The following is an 18,964-nucleotide window of genomic DNA, read 5'->3' as shown; positions in this document are numbered from 1 at the left end:
GCTCAAGGCGAACCACCTCTCCAATCGATCTTCCCATCGAGCCCCCGACGCGGGCTCCGGCAACTGACGCGATGCGACCCCAGCGGCGAGCCACCCGGCGAGGCGCGGGGCGCGGATCGCGCTCTCCCCCCCACGCCGCCCGATGTCCCTGCGCCTCAAGATCATCCGCACCTTGCTCGTGCTCGTCGCCCTCTATGCGGCGGCCGACCACGGCGTGCAGAGGATGATCCTCACCCCCAGCTTCGAGGACCTCGAGCACGAGCACGCCGAGCGCGACTTGAAGCGCACGGTCGTCGCGATCGAGAACGAGGTCCAGAACCTGAACCGCCTCGCGGCGGGTCTGGCCAGCAACCCCGCCCTGGACGACTACATCGCCCGCAGTGACGACACCTACGAGCGGGTCCTGCTGCACGAGGGCACTCTCGACGCGCAGCGGGTCGACCTGCTCTTCGTGATCGACAGTGAGGGTGGCGTGCTGTGGAGCGACATTCGACCGGAAGCGCCCGGCATGGAGGGCCGCCTGCGGGGCTTCCCCCGGGGACGTCTCGCCGCAAGTCACCCGTTGCTGGCCTCGGCGCGCGGCGACCTCGAGCCGATCAGTGGGCTGATGTCGACGGAGCGCGGTCCGATGGTAGTCAGCTCCCGACCGGTCCTCGAGCCTGGCCACTCCAAGCTGCTGGGTCGATTGTTGATGGGTAGCCTGCTGCCAGGCGCCCGGATGGAGGCGATCGGCACCTCCACCGGACTCCAACTCGACGTCTGGGCTCTCGATTCGCCCGAGCTTCCCCCGGAGATGCTGGCAATCCGCGACGACGTCACCGCGGCCGCCGGCACGGTCCTGCGCGCCATCGACAACGACCACCTCGAGGCCTTCGCTACCCTCGACGACATCCAGCATCGCCCCGCGATGCTGCTGCGCGCCAAGCTCCCGCGCACCATCTCGGCTCGGGGCCGCAACGCCATCCAGTACGCCCTGCTCTCGGCGGTGGCGATCGGCCTGGGCACGCTGCTGGTCCTGCAGCGCTTGCTGGGTCGGATGGTCCTGGAGCCCCTGGCGACGCTGACCCAGCACGCGGTCGCGATCGGCAAGTCCGACGACGCCCATGCCCGCGTCGGCATGGAGCGGGACGACGAGATCGGCACCCTGGCCCGCGAGTTCGATTCGATGCTCGAGAAGTTGGCGGCTTCGCGCGAGGCAGTGGTGACCGCCGCGCGGTCGGCGGGCATGTCCGAGATCGCGACGGGCATCCTCCACAACGTCGGCAACGTGTTGAATTCCGTGGTGCTCGGGGTGGAGCTGGCGGACGACCGCCTGCGGCGATCCAAGCTGCCCCAGCTCAGCAAGCTCGTCGTGCTGCTCGAGAGTCAGGGCGATCAGCTGGCGACGTTCATCGCCGACGATCCACGCGGCCAGAAGCTGCTGCCATTCCTTCAGGCCCTGGTGCGGGAGCTGGAGAGCGAGCGCTCGAACGTGGCCGGCGAGCTCGTCAACGTCCGCGAGGGGGTCGACCACATCCGCGAGTTGGTCGCGTCTCAGCAGGCCTACGCCGGACAGTCCCGCCTGGACGAGTCCTTGGACTTGGGCCAGCAGATCGACAAGGCCGTCGAGCTCACGGCCCAGGCGTCCGGAGCGGTGGCCCGGGACCTCGAGATCGTCCGTGACTACGACGACCTGCCCATCGTCTCGGTCGACCGGCACAAGCTGCTCGAGATCCTCGTCAACCTGATCCAGAACGCCCGCCAGTCCGTGGCCGAGGCGGGGGTCGACGCGCCGCGCCTGACCGTCTCGGTCAAGACCACGGATTCCGGCACCTTGCGCCTCGCCGTGCGTGACAACGGACTCGGTATCGCGCCGGATCACGTCGAGCGCATCTTCAGTCACGGATTCACGACCAAGAAGAATGGGCACGGGTTCGGACTGCACTCCGCTGCCAACAGCGCCACGGAGCTCGGTGGACACCTCTCCGTGACCAGCGATGGGCTCGGCTGCGGTGCCGAGTTCGTCCTCGAGTTCCCCCTGCAGAGGGCCAAGGCCGCCTGAGGCGCCCGGGATCATGAGCAACTCCAACGAAAACCGTCGCATCCTGGTCGTCGACGACAACCAGGCGATCCACGACGACTTCACCAAGATCCTGATGCCGTGCCGGGAGGCAGCCGCTGCATCGGCCGAGTTGGACGATCTGGCTGCCAGCATCCTGGGTGACCAAGAGAGCGCCTCGATCGCGCCTCGACTGCAGCCGACCTACGAGCTGTCCCACGCGCTGCAGGGCAAAGACGCCCTGGCCCAGGTGCAGGCCGCGGGCGACGAGGGCAAGCCCTTCGCGATGGTCTTCATGGATGTCCGCATGCCCCCCGGCTGGGACGGCGTGGATACACTCAAGCGGCTCTGGGAGGTCGACCCCGAGCTGCAGGGCGTGGTCTGCACGGCCTACGCCGACTACAGCTACGACGAGATCGTCGATCGACTGGGCAGTAGCGACCGCTTCCTGATCCTCAAGAAGCCCTTCGACTCGATCGAGGTCCAACAGCTCGCCAGCACCCTGACCAACAAGTGGCAGTTGCGGCGCGACATCCGCGACCACCTCGACCAGATCGAGGCCTACGCCAAGTCGCTCGAAACGGTCAACCTCGCCCTCGACGCCGACAAGCGGGTGGCCGAGTCCTTCGCCCAATCCCAGTCCGAGTTCGTACTCGGCGCGGGCCGCGCCTTCGGCGTGCCCGCCGACGCCCTGATGCGAACCCTCGAGAGCCTGACGAAGGACGGCGGCGGCTTCGACGAGGCCTTCATCCTGGCGCGGAACATCTCCCAGGGCCTCCACCACCTGGCCGACCTCGCCGCCCTGGAGACCGGACACCGCCGTGCTCGCCTCGAGGACTGCGACCTCTCGGGTCTGCTCCTCGGCATCGCCGAGGGCGCAAGGGCACATTGCCTGGAGCGCCAGATCCCCCTCCGGCTGACGCAGGCCTCCCCGATCCCGATCCACGCCAAGCTGGACGGCGACCTGCTCACGCGCGCCCTGCAGTGCATCCTGTCTTGGTCCATCGAGCGCGCCGACGCTCGGGGCGTCGCCGCGACCCTCTCGATGACCAGCCCGAGCTTCGGTGCGCCGGAACTGTGCATCGAGGTGGAGCTGCACGGCTCACCCCTGAACGAGGAGCAGCGTGAGCTGCTATTCATGCCCTTCCGCAACGACGAAGTGCACCCCGATCGTGTGCTCGCCCTGCCCTTGGCACAGTTGGCAGCGAAGGAGTTGAGTGCTTCGTTGGAGCTGGATGGACGGCTCGATGGGACGACGCGGGTCGTGCTGCGGGTGGATCCGGGGCCGGGGAGTGGTGAGTTGCGGGGGGACCTGTGGCCCTCCAAGGCCGCCGCCTGACCCCGCTTCTGACCCCGTTCGCTGTGCCAAGTTTCGGGCAGACAGGTAACCGGTAGGGGGCTCGATCGTCCTGGGGGTATGGAACCCCTGAGCCTCGACCCCCAGCCGCACCAATCCGCCCGGACTCTCGAGAACTTCGTCCCCCAGCAATGCCCCTGGTCGGATTGTCCCAGCCAAACCGGCGCAATCGACTTCCGGTTTCGCTCCAAGGGCTACTTCGACCGAGCCTGCGACGGGCGCCGAGTCCCGCGCTTCCACTGCTCCATCTGCAACCACGGATTCTCGGCGCAGACGTTCAGGGTCGACTATCGATTGAAGCGGCCAGATCGCTTGTGGCGTCACTTCGAGCACTTCATCTCCAAGGTGACGATGCGCCAGTCGACTCGACTGACTGGGTCGAAGCTCGACACGGTTGCCCGCCATCAGCGTCTCCTCGGCGAGCACTGCCGCGCGCTGCAGCAAGCACTGCTGCGAAGGGCCCGGGACCTGGGTCGAGGGCCCAAGACCGTCCGGATCGCATTCGACGAGCTGGAGACGTTCGAGGTGGACCGGCTGGAGCAGCCGGTGACCGTAGCCGTGGTCGTCGACGCGAAGACCCTCTTCATCCACGAGACCGAGGTGGGACCGCTCGCAAGCCGGCCCAGCGCTCGCTCTCGCCGCAAGCTGCCGTCCGATAGCCAAGTTCCTGGCGACGGCGCAGCCGAGGGCCAACCGCGCCGTTGCGGATCGCGGCGAACCGTGCGCGCTGCGTTGCGTCGTACCGCCGACTGGCTCAGTACGGCGACTTCGGTAACCGCTGTATCTGACATGAAGGCGACGTACCCCTGTGCCTTGCGAAGTGCATTCGGGGATCACCTGGTGAAACACGTCCGGGTACGCTCGACATCCCCTCGGACCAATCGCAACCCGCTCTTCCCGGCGAATCTGACCCTGGCCATGCTTCGCGACGGCGTCTCGAGGCTCGTCCGTCGGTCTTGGGCGCACTCGAAGCGACGAGGGCGGTTGCGGCTCCATCTCTGGATCTGGATCGCCTGGCGCAACTGGTGCCGCGAACGTGTCGTCGGCTCGCGAAGGACGACTGCAGCGATGGCGTCCACCTTCGCCGATGCGCCCCTCTCGATCGATCAGCTACTCGGCTTTCACGGTCGCTTCGAAGAGTTGGCGGGCCTTGCCTAGTGGGGCTGGCAGCCGGCGTGCCAAAGATGCGCCGACGAGTTTGGCACAGCGAAGGGGGTCAGTATCCGAGGGTGGACCTGCTGCGGTAGTAGAGCGATCGAGTCGCCGCCACCATCCTCCCCGACACGAACGATGTCACATCCCACTCCACCCCCAAGCCCCGTCGCATCACCAACACACGCCGGGGCCCATCCGGAACGTCCTCGGTCCGCTGACAAAGTCGACGCCAGGCCTCGAGATGCGACTCGACAGCGTGCGTCGCCACGCGCTCGCCCTCCGGGCCTATCGCGAGAACGTCCTCGGCAGAAACCTCGTCAATGGGTTCGCGGGAGCGCGCACGCATGCGGTCGCGGTACTTGTTGACCGCGATCGTCGAGAGCCAGGCCAGGAACTCGGCGGGCCCTCGGAAGGTCGCTCCGGAAAGGCCGCGGTGGGCAGCGACGCAGCTTTCCTGTAGGAGATCGTCGACGTCGATCGTTCGTGATCCGGCTCGAGCACCGAGCCGTTCGAGGCGCCGATGGAGCCAAGGGCGAGCGGCGTCGATCGCGGCCGTCCCAGCGGCCACGTCGCCAGTCGTCCAGGAAGCGAGTAGTGGCGCGAGGGCCAGGGGGTCGTTTAGGTCGTTGGCGAGCGGCATGGACGAGCTAGCAGGGAAGAGCGCGAACTCGTCGAGAGCTTGATGCCGTGCGCGCCATAGCGCAAGGGGCACAGCGCAGGTGCGGATTTAGCGCAACAGAATCGGCGCTGTCGACGTTCAGGGCTATTCGCTACGAACGAACGACCCCTCCACGGCGATTCGGGCTGTGCTCGAGGCGAGGAAGTGCGGGCGCCGCAGAGGTGCGATTGTCGGTGCACTCGGCGCCAGGCGGGCTCGTTCGTGGGCGGATGCGGACGCGAGCGCCAGGCAGTCGCGCTGGCATGGAGGCGTGCTGGTGGTCTTCGCTCGGGGGTCGCGGGGCTGCACGGGCGGGGTCAGCGGTGTATCGAGCAACGCTCACCTTGCACGGCCCACGGACCGGGGGCGTCGGAAGGATCGACGGCTCGTATCGGAGCGGCAGCTCGAGCCCCGACTGCGAACCGCACTGCGGCGTTCTTCAAGCAATCGAGACGCCTGGACGGCGGCGCGTGCGCCGACCGAAGGGACCGCCGCCCGTCTCCCGGCAACAGTCGCGTTGCAACTCGCGGTGGTCAGCCGTTCACCGCCATCCGACAGCCGTCGATCGCCGGCTTTCGGTTTTCGGCCGCGGGCTGTCCGCCGTTGGCCTTCGACACACGAGCTCTGGCCCGCCAGCGCCCAGCCGTCGATCCTCAGTTTCTGTCCAGCAGCTTGCGGGCCTCGTCGGCGGGGACTGGGCGGCTGTAGAGGTAGCCCTGTGCCTCGTCGCACTGCATGACCTTCAGGAAGGCGAGTTGGTTCTTCGTCTCGACGCCCTCGGCGACGACGCGGAGCTTGAGGCTGCGGCCCATCAGGATGATCGAGGTGGCGATGGCGGCGTCGTCGGCGTTGACGTTGACGTCGCGGATGAACGAGCGGTCGATCTTGAGCGAGTCGATCGGGAAGCGGCGCAGGTAGCTCAACGACGAGTAGCCCGTTCCGAAGTCGTCGATCGAGATGTGGATGCCGGCGCGCTTGAAGCGGCGCAGGATCACGACCGCCGCCTCGGCGTCGCCCATCAGCATCGACTCCGTCAACTCCAGCTCGAGCCACTCGGGCGCGAGGCCTGTCTCGTCCAGAACCTGCAGCACCATTTCGTACAAGTCGGGCTGTTCGAACTGAGCCGACGACAGGTTGACCGCCATGCGGATCGGCGGGAGGCCCTCGTCCTGCCAGCGCTTGGCGACCATGCAGGCCTGTCGCAGGACGGTCTCGCCGATCGGCAGGATCAGGCCCGTCTCCTCGGCCAGGGGGATGAACTCGAGCGGCGAGACCAGCCCCATCTCGGGGTGGCGCCAGCGCACGAGCGCCTCCATGCCGACGATCGTGTCCGTGGCGACGTTGACCTTGGGCTGGTAGAAGACCTCGAACTGCTCGAGCTCGACGGCGCGGCGCAGGTGGGCCTCGAGGCTGAGCTTCTGAAAGACTTCGGCGTTCTTCGCGGCGTCGTGGAAGCTGAGGCCGCTCTGGCCCTTCTCGCGGGCCTCGAGGGCGGCGCCGCAGGCGAGCTCGATCAGTCGGGGAGGCGAGGACGAGTCGCTGGGGTGCAAGGCGACACCGATCCCCAACTGGAGCTGGGCATGGTGCTCGCCGACGCTGAAGCGCCCCTCGGTCACCTCCAACAGGCGGCGCGCGACGTTCGCTGCGTCCTGGTCACGGTCGACTTCGATCGCGAGCAGAAATGCGTCGTCGCCGGCAGAGGCCAGGTCGCCGGCGTCCTCGGGCCGGGCGAACAGGTCCGACGAGCGCAGGGCGTTGCGCAGTCGCTCGGCCAGGATCGATCGCAGGGCGCGTACATCCGCGGGCAGCCAAGTCTGGGTCGCGCGCGCCAACTGCTCCACGTGCAGGAAGAGCACCGCCAGCGAGCGCTTGCCGCGGTTCGCTCGCGCGATCCCGCGATGGACCTGATCGACGAAGTCGGACTGGACCTGCAGGCCCCTCGAATCGTGGAACTCGGCGCCGATGTCCGGCCCGGTGGGCTGGTTCGCGAGGGCTTGGACGAAGCCGCTCGCTTGGTGCATGCGGCAGGTTCCGTAGTGCACCAGTCTCAGCCGTCGCACCGCCCCGTTGTGGGCGTGCAGGGCGAACTCGACCACGTCACCCGACTCGAGCCCGGGCGAGAACCAGTCCTGGAGCGCCCCCTGCTGGGCGGGCTCCACGCACTCGAGCAGGCTGGCCAGGTCCTCGGCCCCGTCCAGCAGTCGCGCACCCTCGGACGTGCAGTCCAGGCGCCCCGTGTTCGCGTCGAAGCGCCAGCGGCCGACCTGGGCCAGGCGCTCCAGCTGCTCGATCTCCGCCAGGTCGCGCACCTCGTCGGCCAAGCCACCGGCAGCCTGCAGGAGAGCTTGGAGCGAGCTAGCCCCGTCGACCTGGTCCCCGAGCACCAGCACCTTGGGACTGCAGTCGCGCACCAGCTCCAGGTTCAGAGCCGTCTCCGGGGTTGTCTGCCACCGGAAGCCGGCCTGCTCGAGGGTGCGGCGGAGGTCCGTCTGATCGTCGTCGGCGACGCCGAGCGCCAGGGCGAGCGGAGGTGAGGCCCCGTTGCTGGGCGATCGTTCGGGGTTTGACACGGGGGGAGCTCCGGGATTGAGGGGTGACGGCGTGCGGCCGCCCCATGAGGATCGGGAGGAGCGGGGGTCGACTTGAGGACCTCCCCCCGGCTCTGTCGTCGATCGGGCCCCGGCACGGGACACCGCCGGCGCGCATAATCCCCGCCCCGGCACCCCGGCTACCCTCCCGCGCCGAGCCGCCGCCCACCTCCAGCTGCCTTCGCTTGTATCGCCTCGCCGCCACCTACGCCCGCGCCCTGGCACGGGGCTTCTACCGTCCTTCGATCGCCGGTGGTCAGATCCCCGACCGGGGGCCTCTGATCCTGGTGACGAACCACACCAACGGCCTGGCGGACGCGGCCCTGTTGCTGCTGCTCACCGACCGGCCCCTGCGGCTGCTCGCCAAGTACTCGATCTTCGAGATGCCCTTCGTGGGCAGCCTGGCCCGCTGGGTCGGCGCCGTGCCGGTCTATCGCCAGAAGGACCAGGTGGACATGACCCGCAACGTGGACGCCTTCCGGGCGATCCACGCCACCCTGCGCCGGGGTGAGGTGATCTCCATCTTCCCCGAGGGATCGAGCGAGACGGTCGGCAGCCTCCGCCCGCTCAAGACGGGGGCCGCCCGCATGGCCCTGGGTGCGGAGCGCGACGGAGACGGACCGATCGGCGTGCGAATCCTGCCGGTCGGGCTGGTCTACCAGCGCCGCGACCACTGGCGCAGCCGCGTGGACCTGTGGGTCGGAGAGCCCTTCGGCGTCGAGCAGCACCTCGAGACCTACGCCCACGACGAGCGACGAGCCGTGCTCGAGCTCACCGCGCAGATCGACCGTGCCCTGCGCGACGTGACCCTCGGGCTCGCCGACCTGGAAGACCGTGTGGTGCTCGGCATCGCCGAGGAACTGCTGCCGGCCGAGGACCGCAGCCTCCCCGAGCGCCTGCAGGTGCTGGCCGCGGGCCTGGCCCGCCTGCGCCGCGACCGGCCGGACGACGCCGCGCGGCTCACCGCTCGCCTGGGCGCCCTCGGCCCAGCGCCGGATTGGCAACCCCGGACCAGCCGCCCCGTCAGCGCTTCGATCGCCCTCGCCGCCGGCCTGCTGGCCGCGCTGACCCTCACGCCCTGGCTCCCGCCGGCGGCCATCAGCCGCGTCCTGGCCCACGCCAAGCGCCCGACTGTCGACAAGTTCGTCACTGCCCTGCTGCTGATCTCTTCCTTCTCCTTCCCGGCCTGGTTGGCAGCGGTCACCGCCACGACCTGGTTCGTCGCCGGCCCGCTGGCCGCGGCCTGTGCCGGGCTCTGGCTGCTCGCCAGCGCCCCGATCGCGGCTCGACTGTGGTCCTGGCGCGCCCGCTGGGCCGCCCATTGGCGCGCGGCCGTCGACCCCGCCGGCGCCCGCGCGCTCCAGATCGAGCGCGACGCCCTGCGATCCGAGGTCCGGGACCTCGCGCGCCTCGCGGCGGGGTCCGCTCGGGCCCACCGCGACGTTGCGCCCCGCTAACATCGGCGCCCCGCGCCGAGACGGCCCCGCACCGACCTCGACTCCCGCCCGCGACCGCCCCACCGACCGCCATGACCGATCCCGAGCGCCAGAACATCGAGTCCTCCCTCCACGAGACCCGCGTCTTCCCCCCGCGACCGGCCGCCGAGCTGGGTATGTCGCACTGGGTGGTGGACGGCCGGGAGGACTACCGCGAGCAGCACCGGCGCGCGATCGAGGATCCCGAGCGGTTCTGGGGCGCGGTGGCCTCGGAACTGGATTGGTTCGAGCCGTTCAGTCGGGTGCTCGACTGGAAAGCCCCCGACGCGAAGTGGTTCGACGGGGGCGTCACCAACGTCTGCCACAACGCCCTCGATCGCCAGATCGCAGCGGGACACGGCGACGAGGTAGCGCTCATCTGGGAGGGCGAGCCGACCCCCGGCGGCCAGCCCGAGGTGCTGCGCTTCACCTACCGCGAGCTCCACGCGGAGGTCTGCCGCTTCGCGCGCGCCCTCGACGCCCTGGGCGTGAAGAAGGGCGACGTGGTCACGATCTACATGGGCATGGTGCCCGAGCTCGCGATCGCGGTCCTGGCCTGCGCGCGCATCGGCGCCCCCCATTCGGTGATCTTCGGCGGCTTCAGCGCCCAGGCCATCGTCGACCGCGTGCAGGACGCCTCGAGCCAAGTGATCGTCACCTGCGACGGCTCCTGGCGACGCGGCGGCGTGGTGCCGCTGAAGGCCAACGTCGACCAGGCCTGCGCCACCCTCGAGGCGAAGGGGCACCCCGTGCGCGACGTGGTCGTCGTGCGCCGCGTGGGCAACGACGTCGACTGGCACGCGGGTCGCGACAAGGAATGGTCCGACCTGGTCGCAGACCAGGCCCCCGACCGCGCGCCCGAGCCGATGGCGGCCGAGGACATGCTCTTCCTGCTCTACACCAGCGGTTCCACCGGCAAGCCCAAGGGCATCGTCCACACCACCGGCGGCTACATGGTGTGGACCTATTTCACCGCCCGCGCCACCTTCAACCTGCTGCCCGACGAGGGCCAGGTGTACTGGTGCACGGCGGACATCGGCTGGATCACCGGTCACAGCTACATCCTCTACGGCCTGCTCCCCAACCGCGTCCCGACGATCATGTACGAGGGCGCGCCCAACGCGCCCGACGAGGGGCGCTTCTGGGAGATCATCGAGCGCCACAAGGTCACGCACTTCTACACCGCGCCCACGGCCATCCGCGCTTTCATGAAGTGGGGTGACAAGCACGTCACCGGCAAGGACCTCTCCAGCCTGAAGGTGCTCGGCACCGTGGGCGAGCCGATCAACCCCGAGGCCTGGGCCTGGTACCACCGCGTGATCGGCCGCGAGCGCTGCCCGATCGTCGACACCTGGTGGCAGACCGAGACCGGCGGCCACATGCTCACGCCCCTGCCGGGCGTCACCGCCACCAAGCCGGGCTCCTGCACCACGCCCATGATCGGCGTGGACGCGGCCATCGTCGACGCGGGCACCTTCCGTGAGGTCGAGCCCGGCGGCGGCGGCCTGCTCGTGATCCGCCGGCCCTGGCCCGGGATGCTGCGTGGCATCCACGGCGACCGCCAACGCTTCGTCGACACCTATTGGCACAACGATCGCGGCTACTACGTGGCCGGCGACGGCGCGCGCCAGGACGAGGACGGCTTCTTCTGGATCATGGGTCGCGTCGACGACGTGATCAACGTGAGCGGCCACCGCATCGGCACGATGGAGGTCGAGTCGGCCCTGGTCGGCCACCCGGCCGTGGTCGAGGCCGCCGTGGTGGGCATGCCGCACGAGATCAAGGGCACCGGCATCGCCGCCTTCTGCACCCTCGAGCCCCACTGGGCGGCGAAGTTCGACGCGGACCCCAAGGCCGTGACGGACGCCCTGCGCGCCCACGTCGCCAAGGAGATCGGTCCCTTCGCGAAACCCGATGCCCTGCGCTTCGCCGACGGGTTGCCCAAGACCCGCTCGGGCAAGATCATGCGGCGACTGCTGCGCGACGTGGCCGCCGGTATCGACGGGCACCAGGACACCACCACACTCGAGGACCGCGGCGTGCTCGAGAATCTGCGCGCCTGTCAGGTGTATTGACCAGGCCGAGTGGCGATGCTGCACGGCAGCAATCGGCCGCGCTCGGAACCCCTCCCAGGTTGAGCTGCCGCTGACCGGCCGAGCGTGGCCCGCCGCGCGGCGCCGTGCCCCGCCACATCTCGCAGCCGATCCTCGCCCGCGCCATGTTCGAGGGTCCGCGCCGTAGCCTGGCCCGATCAACCGCCCCCCCATGACGATGCAGCCCCAACCTGGCGCCCCGACCCGGGTGCGCGCGAACCCCGCTTGCTTGGCGCTGGGTCTCGCACTCGTGGGCTGCGCCTCGCCCTTCGCGCGTCCGGCGACGCCCGGACCGATGCGGATCACGCTGGACCGCCACCTGGGGACCCCGATCAGCGGACCGCGCGCGGCCGAAGCGGAGCGCGCGAACGCGGATCCGGAGCAGGACCAGGCGAGTTGGATCGCGAGCGTGCGCTTCGGTCTCCTGGCCGGTTCGCCGCCGGCCCAGCTCCCGCCCCTGGCTTCCGAGGCCAACCTGGTCACCGATTCGGGCCTGGCCCAGCCGATCCGCGGCGTGCCCCAGGGCCTCGCGGCCGCGCGGCTCGGCAGCACCATGGGCGACACCGAGGTCGATCCGGCGGCGACCGACGGAATCCTGGCCGACGTCGTCTGGTTGGGATCGCTCGAGGGCGCGCTGCTGCCCTCCACCACCTCGACCCTGACGCTCTCCTGCGCGGAATCGGGGCTGGTGCTCGCCGGCATCGAGTACTCGGTGGCCGAGGGCCAGCCCCCCACCTGGGCCCTCTTCGCGCCCAACGCCAGCGCGGCCGAGGATCGCCTGCACTTCGCCGACGCACCCACCGACGAGGACCACCCCGCGCTGATCTTCGCCCCCATGCCGCAGGGTTCGACCTTCGGCACGGTCGTGATCGAGACGCTGCTCCACACGCCGCAGTCCGGATCCGTGACCGTCGATCACGGCGCCCTGGGAACGACGCAGGTCTCCGTGCGGCAACGCAGCGAGCTCGAACTGGGCAGCCTGGTCGGGTTGCTCGGCGGTGAGAGCACCCGCTCGGCCCTGGCACTGTTGACCGAGACCGTCGACGCGCCCGCGACGGCCGATCTCGCGTTGATCGGCGACGACGAGCTGCTCGGTGCCATTGGCACAGCGGCCAGGGAAGAGGCCACCGGCCCGATGAACGGCGGCGCGATCGAGGCCGGCACGGTCGGATCCGGGCCGTTGGATGGTGAGCGCTTGGCGCTGGCGCTCGAGCGCGCCACGCTCTCGGCCTTGGCCAGCGCCCAGTCGGCCGAGGGGCTCGACGATTCCCTCGAGGCACTGCTCCTGCGCCACGCCGGCGAGATGGGACACCTGCCCTCCGCGCTGACTGAAGTCCTGCGCGCCAGCACGACGATCGCGGGGCTGCGGGAGCGCCTCGTGTCGGAGAACCGACTGCTGCTCGAGGATCCCGATCCCGCCGCCCGCATGCGCGCCATGCGTTGGCTGTCGCTGCGCGGTCGCGCGCCCGAGGGCTTCGAGCCCCTGGCCGACCGCGATGCGCGGCGCGCGGCCCTGGCGCAGGACCTCGAGCGCCGGACGGCGGGGGAACAGCCGTGAGCGCCAAGATCGTCGACAAGCCGCCCGCGCCCAGGCGTTGGTTGCGCCGCGCGGTCATCTTCGCGCTGATTCTCGTGGCCCTGCGCCTGGTCCTGGCCGTGGGCCTGTCGCCGGCTCTGCGCGCGGGAGCCCGCACCGCCGGCTTCGACCTGGCCCTCGCGGACCTCGACCTGGATCTGACGGACGGCGCCCTCGAGCTGCGCGGCCTCGAGCTGCGGGTGACCGGCTCCGCCGACGAGCCGCCGCTCTTGCGACTGGACCAACTGCGCTTCGACGCCGACCTCTCGGCGCTCTTCGGAGGCGACCTGCACGTGCACCGCCTCGAGGTCGACGGCCTGGTCGTCGAGCTGCGCCGCGACGCCGAGGGCCGCTGGAACCTGCCCGAGCCGGCCGCGACCAGATCCGAAACCGATCCGCAGGCTGCCGAGCCCGCCGACGCCGGCTCCGAGGACGTCCTGGACCCGAACAAGGCGCCCTTCCCTCTGCGGCTCCCGGTCGTCGTCGATGCCCTCATGGCCCAGGGCGTCGTGCTGCGCGTGCACGACGAGTTCGAGGGCGAGACCATCGATCGCGAGCTGCGCCTGAACCTGCGCGCCACTGCCGTCGGCGACCCCGAACAGCCCACGAGCATCGCGTTGCACGGCCACGGTCCCGGCTGGCTCGACCTCTTGCGCCTGGACGCCAAGGCCGAGCGCGGCGCGTCCGGCGACACCGTCGCCGACGGGACCCTGGCCCTCGCGGGTCTGCACCCCGCGCAGCTCGCGCGCCTGATGGCCCTGGCCGGCATCGAGCCCCTGGTCGAGCAGATCGACGCCGAGGCGCACCTGTCCCTGTCGCTCGAACCCCTGGGCGACGGCCCCGACGGGCCCCTCGCCCTCTCGGCCGCACTCGAGGGACTGCGCGTGCGCGCCGACCTCGAGCCCGAGGTCGAGGTCGAGCTCCTCTCGTTCGTCTGCCCGAGCTGGTCCCAGGCCGCCCTCGAACAACCGACCCTGACCCTGCGCGGCGCGAGCGCGCGCGCCGCCCGCGACGCGCGAGGTCGCATGGTTGTGTGCGGTCTGGCCCTCGGAGCCGGCGCGACCGAAGCGGCGCCGACCACACCCGAGCCCTCGACCGAGGGCGGCTCCGCTCCCCCGCCCGCCCTGGTCGATGCGGCCGTCGCGATCGAGGACGTGACCCTCGCCTGGCGCGACGAAGCCGCCGGCGGTGACAGGCCGGTGGACCTCGGCATCGTCCTGCGTCGCTTCGGCCTGCGTGGACTGCACCTGCCCCTCGGCCCCGAGGCCGAGGCGCTCGAGCTGGAACTCCTGGTCGAGGCCCGCGAAGGCCAGGGTCAGGCGACGGCCACCGGTGACCTGGTGCCCCGCCCCGACGGCTTCGACCTGCGACTGGAGCTGGGCGGCGAGGGCCTCGACCTGGTCGCCGTGGAGCCCTACCTGACCGCCGCCGGGCTGTCCTCGACCCTCGAGTCGGGCTACGGCGCCCTGACGCTGACCGCCGCGGTCGATTGGCAGGGCGACGACACGATCGTCGCCGCGCAGATGGAGGGCGCCCGCTTCGCCGATGGCGAGCGCCCGCTGTTCCAATGGCGCAGCGCGACCCTGGAGGAGCTGACCCTGCCCGCGGACGGCCCCGCCCACCTGGGGCAGCTCTCCGTCTCCGATCTCAGCCTGCCCTTCGAGCGGCGCCCCGACGGCGGCTGGACCGTGGCCGGCATCGTCGCTCCGGGCGCGATGGAGACCCAGGTCCTGCGATCGTCCCTGCGCCTCGACCGATTGACCGTCGGCGACCGCATCGACGGCCCGCGGCGCACCCTGGTCATCGACGTCAGCGGCGGCGTCGACGGCGTGGTCAGCCAGCTCGGCGCCAAGGGCCAGGCGCGCCTCGAAGGCGGCGCGACGGGCCTCTCCTTCGACCTCGAAGCAGCGGGGGTCGATTCGCGCATCCTCGGTCCGCTGCTGGCCGAATCGGGCCTCACCTGCGAACTCGACGGCGCCGGCGCCGTGGCCCACGTGGAGTTGGATCTCGACGCCCAGGGCCGCGCCCAGGGGTCTGTCACCGGCCTGCGCTTCGGACGCGACGAGCAGACCTACCTGGGCCTCGACCGCCTCGAGTTCGGCCAACTCGACTTCACCGGCGACGTGCCGCACATCGGCGCGATCGCCCTGCAGGGCCCGCGCCTCACCGTGCGTCGAGACGCAGCGGGCGCCGTCCACGCTCTGGGCCTGCGCTTCGCCCCGCCGGCAGCGGTCGGCAGCGCCGCGGCGACCGCGACGGGCGGCGATGGAACGGCCAGCGCGAGCAGCGCGGACTCGGACAGCGCGGTCGCGATCGAGCAGACTCCGGCCGTCGCCACAGTTCCGGCTGGAGTCGCGTCGCCTGCGCCGGGCTCGACGTCTGCGCCATCGACCGCGCTGCCGACATCCGTGGTGGCGGCGTCGTCGCAGTCACAGTCGTCGCAGTCGTCCGCTCCGTCGTCAGCGCCCAAGTCGGCACCGTCGTCGTCGCTGGCCTCATCGCCGTCGTCAACGCCCTCCAGTTCGAGCTCGACTGCGACCTCCCCCGCGGCTGCGGCCCAGGCTTCGCCTGCGGGCGAGGCTTCAGCGACGACGACTGAGGCTGCAACCCGAGCCACGGCGACACCGGGTGGGGCCTTCGACTCCGTGCCGATTCCGACTCTGAAGTTCGACGGGTTGAAGGTCGAGGGCGGCGCCTTGACCTGGGTCGACGAGTTCGTGGGCGGCGCGCCGGGTGAACTCAGCTTCGAGGCCACCGTCGCGCCCTTCACCTCCGGTCCCGGCGGATCGGCACTCGAGGCGCGGTTGAGTGCCGCGGCCCCGGGACTGTTGACCGGTATCGAGCTCGCCCTCGACGCCGAGCTCGACCCGACCGACACCAGGGTCCAGCTCGACCTGCAGGGCCGAGGCCTGGACTCGACGGGCATCGGCCTCTACCTCCCGCCTGGCGTCGAGACGCTCCAGAGCCACTACGACCTCGACCTGCAAGCCCAGGCGGGCATCACCAGCGCCGACGACGGCGGCCTCGCCCTGCGCGCCGAACTGATCCTCTTCGAGCTACGCGGTGACGACGACGCTCCGCTGGCGGGCAGTCGTTCGGCCTCCCTCGTGGCCTCGCGCGTGGATCCCGCGGCCGGGGTCTACCTGTTCGACGAGCTGGTCGTCGGCGGCGTGGACATCGACATCGCGACCGACCTCGACGGCGCCACCGAGGTCGCGGGGATCCGGCTCGCGACCGCGCCCACCGAAGTCGCCGCGACCGGCGGCGGGGTCGAGGTCGCCGCGCAGCCAGCGTCGCCGCCCGCCGCCGATGCGGTCGCGCGCGAGATCGGCACGGTCTTCCCGACGGTTCGACTGGAGCGCCTCGATCTGAACCTCGGGCAAGTCACCTACCGCGGCGCCGCCCTGGGCGAGGGGGCCGAGCCGCTGGTGGTCACCGGCAGCGTCCGCAGCCCCGGTGCGCTCGAACTGTGTGGCCCGATTCCCGAGGACCTGCCGCCGATCCAGCTCGAGGCCCGCTTGCAGGTCGACCAGGCCGAGGTCGCGATCGACACCTCGCTCGAGCCCTTCAACGTCAGCCCGGGCGTCGAAGCGCAGCTGCGGGTCACGGGTATCCGAGGCGAGCGCCTGCGCGCCCTCGCCCCGGCCCTCGCCGAGCGCATCGACACCGAGCTGTTGGGCGAGGGTCGTCTGACCGCGCAGCTCTCCGGCGAGCTCGACCTGCGCCGCGCGAGCGTGCTGTCCTTCGACTTGAGCGACGGCTTCGCCGGCGAGCTGACCCTGGACGACCTCGATTGGCGGGACACGGTTGCGGACCAGCGTTTCCTGGGTCTCGACGCACTTCGAGTCGAGCTCAAGCGCGTGCAGCCTTCGGCCGGGCTCGTGCACGTGGGTCTGATCGAAGTGGTCAAGCCGTTCGTGCGAGCGGAGCTGGCCCCGGAGTACCTCGAGCTGCTGGGCCTGCGCTTCAAGACTCCCGAGGCGCCCGACCTGGCGGAGCTCGAGCAGGCCGCCGAAGCCGCCGAGTCCGAGGCGAGCGAGACCGACAACGCCGAGGCCGCAGTCGCATCCGATCAGGGCGTGGCAGACCAGGGCGCGGATCGACGCGTAGCCGACGGGCAGAGCACGGCCCAGCAGGACTCGACCGAGCAGACGGCTCCAGAGCGACAGGCAGGCGAGCAGGTCGCGGGCGCGCAGACCGGCGACGACCGGTCCGCAGCCGAACAAGGGGCCGTCGCGGAAGTCGACGCGCAGGAGACCGTGCGCGCGCCGAGCGACGAGACCGTTGCCGCAGCCGACGCGGCCCAGGACTCGGCGACGCGAGACTCCGGGGCACAGAACTCCGAGGCCGAGGCGAAACCGGCAGCGGTCAAGCCGCCGTTCGAGCTTCGCATCGACCAGTTGCTGCTGACGGGACTCGACGCCGAGCTACTCGACAGCACCGTCGATCCGCCTGCGGTGATCCCGCTGCGCTCGCTCGACGTGGAGGTCGATCAGTTCACGACCCTGGCCCTGACCGAGCCGCGTCCGATCCGCTTCAGTGCGTACCTGGGTTGCGGTGAGGTCGAGCTGCCGGCGCCGGTCCGCAGTCGCGGTGGCGTGCTGGGTGGGCTCGCCAGCGGTCTGGCCTCGGTGGTCACCGGCAACAAGGAGGAGCGGCGCACCGAGATGCGCCCCCTGTTCCAAGAAGTCGGCGCCAGCGGGCAAATCACCCTCGCGCCGGTCCCCACCGGTTGGGCGCGGATGAACATCGTCGGCTTCGAGCTCCTGGGCCTGCGCGGTTGGGCGCGCCGCTCGGGCATCGAGATCGGCGCCGGTGTGCTCGACTTCCGCACGCGCCTGCGCTTCACCGACGACGGGCGCGTGCGCACGGACTCGAAGGTGGTCTTCGACGACCTCTCCCTCTCCGAGCCCGCCGGTGGACCGATCTCCAAGTGGCTCAAGCTCCCGGCGCCGCTCGACTCGGTGATCTTCCTCCTGCGCGATGACAGCGGTGAGATCAGCCTGCCGCTCAACTTCACCGTCGAGGACGACGGCATCAGCACGAGCGTCCTCGCCGCCAAGGCCACCGCGACCCTGGCGCGGGTCATCGCCGACGCCGTGGCCAGCGCGCCGCTGCGGGTCACCGGCACCCTGACCGGGATGTTGGGCCTGGGCGGGAGCGAGCCCGACCGCGAGCCGGTGGTGCGCGAGGTGACCTTCCCCGCCGGCCTGACCATTCTGGGCGCAGAGGCCCAGGCGACCCTCGATGAGGTCGCCAAGCTGATGCGCGACGACGACAAGCTCGAGCTGACCGTCGAGCATTTCCTCGGCCAGCACGACATCGCGCGCACCGACGCCCTGGTCAACCCCGATCCGGCCACCTGCCTGGAGCTGGCCGACCGAGTGTCGCGACGGCTGGAGTTGCTCGAGGCGGACCGCGCCGTGCTCGCGGCCGAGGCCCGGGTGAGGCTGTTGATCGACTCGGGCAACGCCGCGGTCGAGGCCGCCGCCGCCCTGCGCCTGGTGGAGACCCGCATCGGTCGGGCCGAACGCGCCCTCGACGACCTCTACGGGCGACTGCGACCCGGCGACGAGCGCCGCCGGCCCCGACGGGTTCGCGCCGGGGCCCTGGAGCTGGCCGACCTGCGCCAGACCACGGTCCTCGAGCACCTGCTGGTCCTCGACGGGTCCCTGGAGGAGCGCGTGGACCTGCGTTCCCCGCGCTTGGACACGGACGCGGCCCCCGAGATCGGCCGAACGGTGTTGACCCTGCGCCGGCGGCGCTGATCGCCCGCCGCTGCAACCAACTGCGCTGGAGGCTCTTATGAATCCAGGTCCCAAAACCTGGCAGGGGCGTGTTTCGTTCGCGCCACTTCCGCGTTCTGGGTGGTCGCAGCCGATCGTGTGAACCCGCGATTCGGCACCGGGCCCCGGAAGAAGGATGGAGGGTCACGCGACGGCGCTTCGAGCGCGTGGTCGCGCGCGGCTCGAGGGAAGCCGGTCGGCTGCGGTCCCCTGGGGAGTCCCCGGTGGGACGGCGGGG

General features: G+C 70.8%; 9 protein-coding genes. 7 read left to right on the top strand and 2 right to left on the bottom strand.

Annotated features, from left to right (window positions below; genetic code table 11):
• The first annotated feature begins 142 nt into the window (after positions 1-142).
• From Pla133_RS02820 to Pla133_RS02810, 3 genes are all read left to right on the top strand, one after another.
• Positions 143-2,041: an ATP-binding protein gene (locus Pla133_RS02820; protein ID WP_145062209.1), complete on the top strand. Its 1,899-nt coding sequence runs from the start codon at positions 143-145 to the stop codon at positions 2,039-2,041.
• 13 nt (positions 2,042-2,054) lie between these two features.
• Entirely contained in the window at positions 2,055-3,377 is a 1,323-nt protein-coding gene (locus Pla133_RS02815; RefSeq protein ID WP_419192064.1) for a hypothetical protein, read from the top strand.
• Between the two features lie 78 nt (positions 3,378-3,455).
• Positions 3,456-4,553, top strand: a complete 1,098-nt coding sequence (locus Pla133_RS02810; RefSeq protein WP_145062205.1) for a hypothetical protein — start codon at positions 3,456-3,458, stop codon at positions 4,551-4,553.
• Between the two features lie 58 nt (positions 4,554-4,611).
• On the opposite strand, the gene Pla133_RS02805 is transcribed toward Pla133_RS02810, so the two are convergent.
• Together Pla133_RS02805 and Pla133_RS02800 are read right to left on the bottom strand one after the other, a co-directional pair.
• Complete coding sequence (locus tag Pla133_RS02805; protein ID WP_145062203.1) at positions 4,612-5,190, bottom strand: RNA polymerase sigma factor; 579 nt, start codon at positions 5,188-5,190, stop codon at positions 4,612-4,614.
• 671 nt (positions 5,191-5,861) lie between these two features.
• Positions 5,862-7,778, bottom strand: a complete 1,917-nt coding sequence (locus Pla133_RS02800; RefSeq protein WP_145062201.1) for a putative bifunctional diguanylate cyclase/phosphodiesterase — start codon at positions 7,776-7,778, stop codon at positions 5,862-5,864.
• Between the two features lie 203 nt (positions 7,779-7,981).
• On the opposite strand from Pla133_RS02800, the gene Pla133_RS02795 reads away from it, so the two are divergent.
• The 4 genes from Pla133_RS02795 to Pla133_RS02780 all read left to right on the top strand — a co-directional run bounded on the left by Pla133_RS02795 (position 7,982) and on the right by Pla133_RS02780 (position 18,708).
• Entirely contained in the window at positions 7,982-9,253 is a 1,272-nt protein-coding gene (locus tag Pla133_RS02795) for a 1-acyl-sn-glycerol-3-phosphate acyltransferase (RefSeq protein WP_419192063.1), read from the top strand.
• A 71-nt stretch (positions 9,254-9,324) separates the two neighbouring features.
• Positions 9,325-11,346 (top strand): acetate--CoA ligase, encoded by a 2,022-nt coding sequence (gene acs, locus Pla133_RS02790; RefSeq protein ID WP_145062197.1) that lies wholly within the window; start codon positions 9,325-9,327, stop codon positions 11,344-11,346.
• A 196-nt stretch (positions 11,347-11,542) separates the two neighbouring features.
• A complete protein-coding gene (locus Pla133_RS02785) occupies positions 11,543-12,922 on the top strand; it encodes a hypothetical protein (RefSeq protein WP_145062195.1) in 1,380 nt (459 codons plus the stop codon).
• Entirely contained in the window at positions 12,919-18,708 is a 5,790-nt protein-coding gene (locus tag Pla133_RS02780; RefSeq protein ID WP_145062193.1) for a DUF748 domain-containing protein, read from the top strand. Before Pla133_RS02785 ends, Pla133_RS02780 begins: the two co-directional genes overlap by 4 nt.
• Positions 18,709-18,964 lie beyond the last annotated feature (256 nt).

The organism is Engelhardtia mirabilis (assembly GCF_007748095.1).
Taxonomy (GTDB): domain Bacteria; phylum Planctomycetota; class UBA1135; order UBA1135.
The sequence above is the reverse complement of the archived record's forward strand: the minus strand, read 5'-3'. Positions and strand labels throughout refer to the sequence as shown.

What these genes read in the sequence shown, in the direction of transcription:
- Pla133_RS02805 (WP_145062203.1), bottom strand. Translation starts at nt 5,190, where the DNA reads ATGCCGCTCGCCAACGACCTAAACGACCCCCTGGCCCTCGCGCCACTA.
- Pla133_RS02820 (WP_145062209.1), top strand. Translation starts at nt 143, where the DNA reads ATGTCCCTGCGCCTCAAGATCATCCGCACCTTGCTCGTGCTCGTCGCC.
- Pla133_RS02815 (WP_419192064.1), top strand. Translation starts at nt 2,055, where the DNA reads ATGAGCAACTCCAACGAAAACCGTCGCATCCTGGTCGTCGACGACAAC.
- Pla133_RS02785 (WP_145062195.1), top strand. Translation starts at nt 11,543, where the DNA reads ATGCAGCCCCAACCTGGCGCCCCGACCCGGGTGCGCGCGAACCCCGCT.
- acs (WP_145062197.1), top strand. Translation starts at nt 9,325, where the DNA reads ATGACCGATCCCGAGCGCCAGAACATCGAGTCCTCCCTCCACGAGACC.
- Pla133_RS02810 (WP_145062205.1), top strand. Translation starts at nt 3,456, where the DNA reads ATGGAACCCCTGAGCCTCGACCCCCAGCCGCACCAATCCGCCCGGACT.